The following is an 11,232-nucleotide window of genomic DNA, read 5'->3' on the forward strand; positions in this document are numbered from 1 at the left end:
GGGGTGCCTCTCACAGCGAAGGGTTCAGTGGTTCATGAACGACGTGACGGGCAGCGCCCGTCCGACGATCCGGACGTCGCCGAGCCGGCCGTACAGGATCTGGTCGATCCGGCCGCCGTACTCGTAGCCGCCCAGCAGCCAGGGCAGGCCGACCGTGGTGAGGCCGGTCGCGGGGGCGTGCGGGTTGCGGGCGACCGGGCAGCCCTGGACGTACATCGTGGTGTGCGTGCCGTCGTTGACGACGGCGAGGTGCCACCAGCGCTCGCGGGCCGTCTCGTCCCCCCAGTTGGTGGCGATGCCCTGCTGGTTGAGCGGGCGGACGGCCCACTGCGGCCCCGGCCCGTCGGAGAGCGAGAGGGTGGCCAGCGGCTCGTCCGGGTCGCCCTCGGTCCTGCCCGCGGCCCCGCCCGTGCCAGTACGGCTGACCAGTCCGGCCCACGCGTGCGCGAGGCGGTCCAGTCGGCGGGGAGCCAGTAGAAGGCCTCGATGGTGTAACCGGCCTTGAGAGTGGCCGAGTTGAGGGGCGCGCTGTCGATCGTGCGGAGGTACGCGCCCCGCAGCGGCGGCTTGCCGCCCCGGAAGTACAGGCTGCCGTGGCCCGGCTGGTCGGGGTGGTGGGCCGTGGACCAGGTCAGGGTGCCGTCGCCGACCTTGACCACGGTCAGGTCGTTGCCGTTCCCGGTCAGGTCGCGGACCGTGCCGTCGGCCGGCGCGCCCTCCTCGTGCCCGTCGAAACGCCAGTACGCGAGTGTCCCGCGCACCAGCATCTTCGAGGCGGGCCGGGCCGGCCGCTCGGGTACGGGGGCGAACCCGGCGAAGCGCTCGGCGAAGTCGATGTCGACGGAGAACCGGTCCGCGTCACCGGACAGCTCCATCGCCTGCCGCTCCAGCTCGCCCAGGCCTTTCGCGGCCCGGCCCAGGATCCACGGCGACAGCGTCTCGACGTCGATCGTGTTCCGGTCGAGGTCGAAGTGGTAGAGGCGGATCATCGCCGCGCCGCCGTAGTACCGGTTCTGATAGTTCGTCAGGTGCAGGTGGACGTCGTTCCCGGCGGAGTTCTCGCGGACCGCGCGGGCGGCGGGCCAGTAGTGGCCGTTGAGGGTGAGGAAGATCTGGTCGTGGTCCTTGACCAGCTTGTCCCACAGCTGCTGCCCGTAGGAGGAGAGGGCATCGTCGCCGTACACGAGTTCGTGGGTGGTGAGGACGACGGGCTTGGTCGGGTGCTGGGCGAGCACATCCTTCGCCCAGGCGTAGCCCTTGTCCGACAGCCGCCAGTCCAGGGCGAGGACGAGCCACTCGCGGCCCGCCGCCTTGAAGACGTGGAAGGTGTTGTAACCGTCGGGGGAGGCTCCGCCGAAGGTCGGCCTGCCCGCGAAGCGGTCCGGTCCGAAGGTGTCCAGGTACGGCGTCGAGCCGCGCTGGTCGTTGGTGGAGGACCGGACGTCGTGGTTGCCCGCCAGCACGCTGTAGCCGACCCCGCGCCGGTCCAGCATCTCGAACGCCTCGCCGATCGCGTCGCATTCGGCTTTGGCGCCGTTCTCGGTCAGATCACCCAGGTGGGAGAGGAAGACGACGTTGTCCTCGCGGCCGTGCTCCAGCAGGTGGCGCAGGGACGCCTCGACGGGCGCCGCGTTGATGCTCGGTCCGTCGAAGAGGTACTGGGTGTCGGGCATCACGGCGAGCGTGAAGCGGCGGCTCTCGGTGTCGGGGCGCCAGGCCCGGTCGGCCGGGGCCGCCTGAGCGACCGTGGGGAGGGTCACCGCGGTGGCCGCCGCGCCGATCAGCGCGGTGGCCCTGAGGAAGTTGCGTCGGCCGGCGTCGGCGCAGGCGGACTCCTGCCCAGGCTCGTGCGAGGTGCACACATCGTCTCCGGTGTGAGGAAGGCGTGTCGGGGGTTCAGAGGGCGTGCAGGGTCCAGGTCCAGCGGTGGACACCCGGGGGGATGAGATGGGCGGCCGAGGTGTCGGGGCCGCAGGAAGCGGTGCCGAGGCCTCGGTGGGCCGCGTCGATGTGCACCACGCACCCGGATCGCGGCACGAGTTCGTCGTGGTGGGCGGCGGCGGTGAGGTCGGTGGCACGGTAGCGGGTCACCGAGACCTGCCTCGGCTCGTCCAGCCGTACCGCGAGACCCGTGGCGTCCGGTGCCGAGAGCGTGAAGTGCCGTACGCCGTGCCGGCCGCCGCTCTCCTGCGGGCGCAGATACGGGGTGAACAGCTGGTCCACCGGCACCCGATGGTGGCCGACCGGCGCTCCGGCGCTGCGGTCCGGGTACGACTCCCAGGGCCCCTGTCCGAACCACTCCAGCAGGTCGAGTCCCGGCACTGTCTCGAAGACCGAGCCGACCCGGGCCACGTCGGTGAAGGCCTCGGGCAGCTCGGCGGACTCCTCGACCCGGACACCGCCCTCGACGGGGGTGAAGGTCTGCGCATGGCGGACGACGCCGACCGTGCCCGCGTACTCCGCGTGCACCGTCACCGCGCCGCCCTCCTCCGCGCGCACCGACACCACCTTGCGGACCAGTGCGTCGAGACCCCAGGTCCGCCAGCGCAGTGCCATGCCACCGAGTTCGTCGTTGTCGGTGGGCGCGCGCCACAGGGAGAGCGTGGGCGCGGCGGTCAGCAGGGGGTGGACGAGCAGTCCCTCGGCGTCGACCTCGACGGGCGGGCCGGCGGGGGCCGACGGCGCCTGCTGCGCCGGCGCGGCCCGCAGTCGCAGCTGGGGCGCGCACACCTCCGTGCCCCGAGGCGCCCACGGCTCGTCGTCCTTCGTGGTCACCCGGAGCGTCACCCAGGCCTCGCCGCCGTCCTCCGGCAGCGCGAACGGCAGCGGCACCGCCGCCGTCTCGCCGGGCCGGAGATCGGGCAGCCGGGCCGGGGCGGTGAGCGTACGGCCGTCCGCGAGGGTCAGCTCCCAGCGGGCGGCGAGCCAGTCCAGGCCCCGGAAGCTCTGGTGGTTCTCCACCACGAGGCCCTCGTGCCGGTACGACCGCAACAGCACCGGCGCCGCGATCTCCCGGTGCTCGTACATCACCGGCTTGGGCGTGCGGTCGGGGAAGACGATGCCGTCGGCGATGAACGGGCCGTCGTGCGGCGCCTCGCCGAAGTCGCCGCCGTAGGCCCAGCGATGGCCGGGCGCGGCGACACCGTTGTCGTACAGCCCGGCGCCCAGGCGCCCGGCGGGTCTGCCGTCTGTCACGCGCTGCAGGATTCCGTGGTCCCAGAACTCCCAGATGAAGCCGCCCTGAAGCCCCGGCGTTGACTCGATGGCGGCCCAGTGGTCGGCCAGCGTGCCGTTGCTGTTGCCCATGGCGTGCGAGTACTCGCACTGGATCAGCGGCCGCGTCTGCTCCCCGGAGAGCGCGTGGGCGACGCAGTCCTCGATCGGCGCGTACATCGGGCAGGCGAGGTCGGAGGCGTCGTCGGTCGCCGCCCAGTCGAGCTTCGCCGCGCCCTCGTACTGGATGGGCCGGGTCGGATCGTGCCGCCGCAGCCAGCCCGCCGCCGCGTCGTGGTTGGCCCCGTAGTCGGACTCGTTGCCCAGCGACCAGATGATGACGGAGGGGTGGTTCTTGTCCCGCAGGACCATCCGCGAGACCCGGTCCACGAAGGCGTTGAGATACCGCGGGTCGTCGGCGATCTCGTGGGCGTGGTCGTGGGCCTCGATGTCGGCCTCGTCGACCACGTAGAAGCCCAGCTCGTCGGCGAGGTCGTACAGCGCCGGGTCGTTCGGGTAGTGGGCGGTGCGGATCGCGTTGAAGCCGAAGCGCTTGAGCAGCACCAGGTCGGCGCGCATGTCGTCGTACGACACCGTCCGGCCGGTCAGCGGGTGGAAGTCGTGCCGGTTGACACCCCGGACGTAGATCCGCTCGCCGTTGACCAGCAGGTCCCGGCCGACGATCTCGACGTCCCGGAAGCCGACGCGGTGGTGCGAGGTGTCGGCGACGGTGCCGTCGGGGCGGTGCAGGCGGACGGTGAGGTGGTACAGCTCCGGCGTCTCGGCCGTCCAGGTGCGCACCTCGGGGACGGAGGCGCGCAGGCGTGCCTCGCCGAGGAAGTCGGAGACGCGTTCGTCCTCGGCGTTCCGCCGGTCGAACTCGGTGTCCTGGGAGAGCGGTTCGCCGTCCAGGTCGCCTGTGACGTACCACCCCTGCGGCAGCGCACCCGCGGTATGGCGCACCCGGCAGTCGGCCCGCAGCTCCCCGTCGGCGCGGGCCCGCACGGTCACGTCCGCGAGATGCAGCGGATCGGTGGCATAGCACAGCACCGAGCGGGTGATCCCGCCGTGCCACCACTGGTCCTGGTCCTCGATGTGCGAGGCGTCCGACCACTTGACGACGGTGAGCCGCAGGGCCGCCGGGGAGCCGGGCCGGAGATACGGGGTCAGGTCGAACTCGGCCGCCAGGTGGGAGTCCTTCGAGATCCCCACCGCCCGCCCGTCCACCTCCACCAGCAGGACGCTCTCCGCGGCCCCGACCTGGAGCACGATCCGGCGTCCGGCCCAGTCGGCGGGCACGTCCACCTCCCGTTCGTACACACCCGTCGGATTGGCCGCGGGCGATGCGGGCGGGTACTCGGGGAACGGCATGCGGACGTTCGTGTACCAGGGGAGATCGTCGGTGTCCTGGAGGGTCCAGGCGCCGGGGACGTACGCCGAGGACCAGTCGTCGCCGACCTCGGCGTCCGGCGCCGGCAGCAGCTGGAAGCGCCACTCGCCGTCCAGTGACATGGCACCGGTGCGGCGGTCGACGGCGGACATGGGGAGGCGCCCCCAGGAGGTCACCTCGGGTGCCTCCCAGGGGCGGAGCGCCGACAGGGGGTTCATCCGCGCACGGCCCCCTTGGCGAGGTCGCCGATGATCTGCCGGGCGCCGATCGCGAAGACGATCAGCAACGGCACGAGGGCGAGCAGGGCGCCGGTCATCACCATGCCGTAGTCGGTCGTGCCGTGGGTGCCGTTGAGCTGGGAGAGCGCGACCTGCAAGGTCACGTTGTCCGGGTTGGTCAGGGCGATCAGCGGCCAGGCGTAGTCGTTCCACTGCCCCATGAAGGTGAAGATGCCGAGGAAGGCGAGGCCCGGCCGGACCACCGGGAGCGCCACATGCCAGTACTGGCGCAGGAAGTTCGCGCCGTCCAGCCTGGCGGCGTCCAGCAGTTCGTCGTGGACGGCGCTCCTCATGTACTGGCGCATCCAGAAGATGCCGAAGGCGTTGGCCGCCGCGGGCACGATCAGCGCGGTCATCGAGCCGATCCAGCCGATCCTCGCCATGATCACGAACTGGGGGATCGCGGCGAGCTGGGCCGGCACCATGAAGATCATCATGAGCAGCGCGAACAGCGCCTTGCGGCCCGGGAACCGGAACTTCGCGAAGACGAAGGCGGCCAGCGAGTCGAAGAACAGCACCAGGACGGTCACCGAGGTGGCGACCAGCAGGGAGTTGAACATCGACCCGAAGAAGTCGATCGTGTCGAACAGGCTGCGGACGTTCTCCGGGAAGTGCGTGCCGGGCAGCAGTTTCGGAGGGTAGGAGAAGATCTCGGTCGAGGTGTGCGTCGACATGATCACGGCCCAGTAGAACGGGAAAGCCGACAGCAGCAGGCCGGTGATCAGGACCGTGTGCAGGGCGAGGCCCCGGCCTCGGGACCCCTTGATGGATGCCATGGCGAGCGGCCTCCCTAGTCTTCGCCCCGGCGCCGCACCAGGCGCCAGTTGATGATCGAGAAGAGGATGACGACGAGGAAGACGCCCCACGCCACGGCGGCGCCGTAGCCGAAGTCGTTGTTGTCGAAGGTCTGCTGGAAGAAGTAGAGGACCATGGTCCGGCCGGCGTGGTCGGGGCCGCCCGAGAACGTGGACTCGTTGGCCGTGGTCTGCAGCAGCACCTGAGGTTCGGAGAAGCTCTGCAGGCCGGTGACCGTGGAGACCACGAGCACGAACAGCAGCGTCGGCCGCAGCAGCGGCAGCGTGACCCGGAAGAAGGTCTGCACCGGTCCGGCGCCGTCGATGCGCGCCGCCTCGTACAGATCGCTCGGGATGGTCTGCAGCCCGGCGAGGAAGATGATCGCGTTGTAGCCGGTCCACTGCCAGGTCATCAGGGTGGCGATGGCGACCTTGATGCCCCACGGGGTGTTGAGCCAGGCCACCTGGTCGAGGCCCACCGCCTGCCACAGGGCGTTCATCAAACCGAAGTCGGTGGAGAAGATCGACCCGAAGACGATCGCGATCGCCACCACCGAGGTGACGTTCGGCAGGAAGTACGCGAAGCGGTACACGCTCTTGAAACGGACCGCCGAGTTGAGCAGTACGGCCGTCACCATCGCCAGGAAGATCATGGGGAAGGTGGCCAGCGCCCAGATGACGAGCGTGTTCCCGACGGACTGCCAGAAGTCGCCGTCGCTCAGCAGGTACTGGTACTGGGACAGGCCCGCCCACTCCATCGGGCCGAGGCCGTCCCAGCGGTGGAGCGAGAGATAGAGCGAGAAGCCGACGGGGATCAGCCCGAAGCAGAGGAAGAGCAGGTAGAAGGGGGAGATCGCGGCGTACAGATGCCAGTACTTGCGGAAGCCCCTTCCGGGCCGCACGGCGGCCGGCTGGACGACGGCGGGCGGCGGGGTCCGCTCGATGACGGCCATCAGTAGCTCACCCCCAGGTGCTTCGCTGTGCGCCGGCACTTCCTCATGGCGTCGCTCCAGGCCTTCTTCGGGTCCTTGCCGAGGACGCCGACGTTCTTCATCTCGTCCTTGATCGGCTGGCCGAGCGCCACGTCGTAGGGGCTGTTGTAGGCGACCGGGATCCGCTCCGCCGCCGGTCCGAAGACGTCCATGGTGATCTGACCCCCGAAGAACGGGTCCGGCTCGCGCAGCTTGGGCAGCTCGTAGGAGGCGGGCGTGGACGGGAAGAGCCCGGCGTCGACGAACCCCTGTGCCTGATTGGCGGGGTTGAGCATCCAGGTGATGATCTCGAAGGCCCGCTCCGGCTCCCGGCACGCCTTCGTGATCGACAGGAACGAGCCGCCGTTGTTCGCGGGCCCGCCGGGCATGGCGGCCACCCGCCACTTCCCCTTGGTCTTCGGCAGCCCGAGCTTCATGTCACCGGCCGCCCAGGAGGCGCCGAGCTGGCTCGGCAACAGGCCGCGCTCGCTGGCGGAGTTGAAGTCCGGCGTCCCGCTGACGATGTCGGACAGCAGCCCTCGCCGCCCGGCCTCGACGGCCCGGTCCCAGGCGGTGCGGATGTGCTCCTGGTCGCCGATGAAGTGCCGGTCCTTGTCGACGTACCGCTCGGTGGTCTGGTTCACGGAGTTCTCGTAGACGGCGAGGACGTCGACGAGCAGGTAGGTCCCCGGTATCCGCTTCCTGAGCCGTTCACCGGCCGCGAAGTACGCCTCCCAGGTGGCCATTTCGCGGGAGACGTCCTCCGGCTCGTACGGCAGTCCCGCCTTCTCGAACACGGCCGGCTGGTAGTAGTGCGCGAGCGGCCCGCAGTCGATCGGGAAGCCGACCATCGATCCGTCGTCGGCGATGGCCTGGTCCCATTTCCACGACAGGTACTGGCCCTTGAGCCGCTCCGCCCCCAGGGTCCGCAGATCGACGAACTGGTCGGAGTTCGGCAGGTAGGAGGCCATGTCCTCGCCCTTGAGCCCGGCGATGTCGGGGATGTGGGCCCGGCCGGCCAGCGTGCTGATGAGCTTGGACCGGTAGTAGCCGCCGATCTGCTGGGCCTTGAGCGTGACGCGGTCGTCGTAGCGGGACTTGGCCTCCTCGACGACCGTGTCGCTCAGGCCGCCGCTCCAGTACCACAGCACCATGTTCCGGCCGGTGGACCCGGTCGGGACGGCACAGGCGGACGCCAGGCCGCCGAGCGCCGTGGCGGCCGTTCCGGCCAGGCCCGCGCGCAGCAGACCTCTTCGTGAGAGCCGCACAGCTCCCACCGCCTTTCGGATCTTCGTGTACCCGTTCGTACGAGGGGGATCAATGGGGGATGTTCGGGGGAGTGACGGGCGCGTGGCGGACCGGCGGTCCCGGGTCCGGCGGCAGCCGGTCGGCGAGAAAGCCGTACGCGCGCCGCAGTTCGGGATCGTCGAGCGACCGCCACCAGCGGTGGATGCCGTACCACCCGGGAGCGGCGAGGGCACCGCCATGCCATTGCACGGACAGCCCGGCCGCCAGTACGGCGAACCGCAGCCGTTCCGCCAGCGGCCAGCCGCCCAGGGAGGCCGCGACGAAGCTCGCGCCGAAGACGTCCCCGGCACCGGTCGCGTCCAGGACATCGATGTCGAGCGCGGGCACGTCCGCGAACTCGCCGGTCGTGTGGTCGACGGCCACCGCGCCCTCCCCGCCGCGCGTCACCACGGCCACCGGCACCAGTTCCGTGAGCGCGCCCAGCGCCGCGAGGGCGCTGTCCGTGCGGGTGTAGGCCATCGCCTCGCTCTCGTTGGGCAGGAAGGCATGGCACAGCGACAGCTGGTCGAGCAGGTCGGACGACCACCGCCGGGTCGGGTCCCAGCCGACGTCGGCGTAGATCCGCGTGCCGTTGGCGGCGGCCTTGCCGAGCCACGCGCGCGGCTCGGCCTCCAGGTGCACGAGCGCGGTGCGCGCCTCGGGCGGGTCGCCCGTCAACGCGTCCTGCGAGTACGGCGGTTCCTGGCCGTGGGTGACGAGGGCGCGGTCGGCGCCGTAGGCGAGGGAGACGGTGACCGGGGTGGGCCAGCCGGGGGCCGTGCGGGAGAGGGAGAGGTCGACGCCCTCCTGGTCCGCGAGGACGGTCCGGCAGTGGGTGCCGTAGAAGTCGTCGCCGAAGACCGTGGCCAGGGAGGTCCGCAGGCCGAACCGGGAGGCGGCCACGGCCAGGTTGGCGATCCCGCCGGGGCCGCTGCCCATCCCCTCGGTCCAGATCTCCTCACCCGGCGCGGGCGGCCTGCCGAGACCCGTCAGGACGAGGTCGTAGAAGAGCAGCCCGGTCAGCAACACATCGGGCCGGTCGTCGCTCACGAGACGTCCTCTCGTCAGAACTCTTCAAATTCGGTGCACGGAATCGTGCGCCCCTCCGCGAGATTGGTCAATAGTCGAGCAGAAGTGAGCATGGAAATGATTGGGAATGACGAGTAGTGTTCACGGCGTGCTGGCGGAACGACGACATCAACTCATCCTGCGGGCCCTGCGCTCCGGCGGCCCCGCGGCCGTGACCGACCTGTCCGAGCAGCTCGGCGTGAGCCCCGCGACCATCCGGCGCGACCTGCTCAGACTGGAGGAGGAGGGACTGCTCACCCGGGTGCACGGCGGCGCGGTCGCCGAGGAGGGCGACCAGCCCTTCGCCGAGGTCGCCGAGGTGCGCGTGGCCGAGAAGGACGCCATAGCCGAGCACGCGGCGGCGCTGATCGAGGACGGCCAGTCGGTCCTGCTCGACATCGGCACCACCGCCTACCGGCTGGCCCGGCAGCTGCACGGCCGCCGGCTCACCGTGATCACCAGCAACCTGGTGGTCTACGAGGAGCTGGCCGACGACGAGGGCATCGAGCTGGTGATCCTCGGCGGCATGGTCCGGCGCGAGTACCGCTCCCTGGTCGGCTTCCTCACCGAGGACAACCTGCGCCAGCTGCACGCCGACTGGCTCTTCCTCGGCACCAGCGGGGTCCGCCCGGGCGGGCAGGTGATGGACACGACCGTGGTCGAGGTGCCGGTCAAACGCGCGATGATCGCGGCGAGCGACCGGGTCGTGCTGCTGGCGGATTCGGCGAAGTTCCCGGGTACCGGTATGGCGAAGGTCTGCGGTCCGGAGGACCTGGACGTGGTGGTGACGAACGCTCCCGTCGACCCGGCGACCAGGACCGCCCTGGAGGAGGCCGGCGTCGACGTGGTGGTGGCAGGGAAGGTGCGGACGTGAAGCTGACGATTCTGGGCGGCGGCGGGTTCCGGGTGCCGCTGGTGTACGGGGCGCTCCTCGGGGACCGCGGGGACGGCCGGGTGACGGAGGTCGTGCTGCACGACCTGGACGCGGCCCGCCTGAACGCGGTGACCCGCGTGCTCGCCGAGCAGGCGTCGGCAGTGCCCGACGCGCCCGTGGTCACCGCCACCACCGACCTCGACGAGGCCCTGCGCGGCGCCGACTTCGTCTTCTCCGCGATCCGCGTCGGCGGCCTCGAGGGCCGGGCGAACGACGAGCGGGTGGCGCTCGCCGAGGGTGTCCTCGGACAGGAGACCGTCGGCGCGGGTGGTATTGCATACGGCCTGCGGACCGTCCCCGTCGCCGTCGACATCGCCCGGCGCGTGGCCCGGCTCGCGCCGGACGCCTGGGTCATCAACTTCACCAACCCCGCGGGACTGATCACCGAGGCGATGTCCCGCCATCTCGGCGACCGGGTCATCGGCATCTGCGACTCACCGGTCGGTCTCGGCCGCCGTATCGCCCGCGTGCTCGGGGTGAAGGACCCGGCCGAGGCGTGGATCGACTACGTCGGCCTCAACCACCTCGGCTGGGTCCGCGGCCTGCGCGTCGCCGGCCGCGACGAACTCCCGCGCCTGCTCGCCGACCCCGCCCTGCTCGGCTCCTTCGAGGAGGGCAAGCTGTTCGGCCCCGACTGGCTGCGGTCGCTCGGCGCGATCCCCAACGAGTACCTGCACTACTACTACTTCAACCGTGAGGCGGTACGCGCCTACCAGGAGGCCGAGCAGACCCGCGGCGCCTTCCTGCGCGACCAGCAGGCCCGGTTCTACGAGGAGATGGGCAACCCCGACGCGGCGGCCCTCGACGCCTGGGACCGCACCCGCGCCGAGCGCGAGGCCACGTACATGGCGGAGAACCGTCAGACCGCGGGCGCCGGTGAGCGCGACGCCGACGACCTCTCCGGCGGCTACGAGAAGGTCGCCCTCGCCCTGATGCGGGCCATCGCGCGGGACGAGCGCACCACCCTGATCCTCAATGTCCGCAACCGGCACACCCTGTCCGTCCTGGACGCCGACGCCGTCATCGAGGTCCCGTGCCTGGTCGACGCCAACGGCGCCCACCCGGTCGCCGTCGACCCGCTGCCCGGCCACGCCACCGGGCTCGTCTGCTCGGTCAAGGCGGTCGAGCGGGAGGTGCTCGACGCGGCCGCGTCCGGCTCCCGTACGACGGCCGTGAAGGCGTTCGCGCTGCATCCGCTGGTCGACTCGGTGAACGTGGCCCGTCGGCTGGTCGAGGGGTACACCGAGGTCCATCCGGGGCTGGCCTATCTTAGGTAGCCGGCCGACCGGAAAGCGCT

General features: G+C 71.0%; 7 protein-coding genes and 1 pseudogene. 2 read left to right on the forward strand and 6 right to left on the reverse strand.

Features of this window, described 5'->3' with window-relative positions:
* Positions 1–24: 24 nt before the first annotated feature.
* From AC068Z_RS15925 to AC068Z_RS15950, 6 genes and pseudogenes are all read right to left on the reverse strand, one after another.
* Positions 25–1,862 (reverse strand): annotated as a pseudogene (locus AC068Z_RS15925) (LamG-like jellyroll fold domain-containing protein).
* Between the two features lie 34 nt (positions 1,863–1,896).
* Positions 1,897–4,821 (reverse strand): glycoside hydrolase family 2 TIM barrel-domain containing protein, encoded by a 2,925-nt coding sequence (locus AC068Z_RS15930; RefSeq protein ID WP_478555502.1) that lies wholly within the window; start codon positions 4,819–4,821, stop codon positions 1,897–1,899.
* On the reverse strand, positions 4,818–5,657 hold the full coding sequence (locus tag AC068Z_RS15935; RefSeq protein WP_478555504.1) for a carbohydrate ABC transporter permease: 840 nt from the start codon (positions 5,655–5,657) through the stop codon (positions 4,818–4,820). Before AC068Z_RS15935 ends, AC068Z_RS15930 begins: the two co-directional genes overlap by 4 nt.
* Before the next feature lie 14 nt (positions 5,658–5,671).
* Positions 5,672–6,628, reverse strand: a complete 957-nt coding sequence (locus AC068Z_RS15940; RefSeq protein ID WP_478555506.1) for a carbohydrate ABC transporter permease — start codon at positions 6,626–6,628, stop codon at positions 5,672–5,674.
* Positions 6,628–7,914, reverse strand: a complete 1,287-nt coding sequence (locus tag AC068Z_RS15945; protein ID WP_478555508.1) for an extracellular solute-binding protein — start codon at positions 7,912–7,914, stop codon at positions 6,628–6,630. The genes AC068Z_RS15940 and AC068Z_RS15945 overlap by 1 nt, the downstream gene beginning before the upstream one ends.
* A gap of 49 nt (positions 7,915–7,963) precedes the next feature.
* Complete coding sequence (locus tag AC068Z_RS15950; RefSeq protein WP_478555510.1) at positions 7,964–8,983, reverse strand: carbohydrate kinase family protein; 1,020 nt, start codon at positions 8,981–8,983, stop codon at positions 7,964–7,966.
* Positions 8,984–9,110: 127 nt separating this feature from the next.
* Between AC068Z_RS15950 and AC068Z_RS15955 the strand changes: the two genes are divergently transcribed.
* Both AC068Z_RS15955 and AC068Z_RS15960 read left to right on the forward strand, forming a co-directional pair.
* Entirely contained in the window at positions 9,111–9,875 is a 765-nt protein-coding gene (locus tag AC068Z_RS15955) for a DeoR/GlpR family DNA-binding transcription regulator (protein WP_478556335.1), read from the forward strand.
* Positions 9,872–11,212 carry a 6-phospho-beta-glucosidase gene (locus AC068Z_RS15960; protein WP_478555512.1) on the forward strand — a complete coding sequence of 447 codons (1,341 nt, stop codon included), beginning with the start codon at positions 9,872–9,874 and terminating at the stop codon, positions 11,210–11,212. The genes AC068Z_RS15955 and AC068Z_RS15960 overlap by 4 nt, the downstream gene beginning before the upstream one ends.
* The last annotated feature ends 20 nt before the right edge of the window (positions 11,213–11,232 follow it).

Source organism: Streptomyces sp. NPDC043726, assembly GCF_056436565.1.

What these genes read in the sequence shown, in the direction of transcription:
- AC068Z_RS15935 (WP_478555504.1), bottom strand. Translation starts at nt 5,657, where the DNA reads ATGGCATCCATCAAGGGGTCCCGAGGCCGGGGCCTCGCCCTGCACACG.
- AC068Z_RS15930 (WP_478555502.1), bottom strand. Translation starts at nt 4,821, where the DNA reads ATGAACCCCCTGTCGGCGCTCCGCCCCTGGGAGGCACCCGAGGTGACC.
- AC068Z_RS15940 (WP_478555506.1), bottom strand. Translation starts at nt 6,628, where the DNA reads ATGGCCGTCATCGAGCGGACCCCGCCGCCCGCCGTCGTCCAGCCGGCC.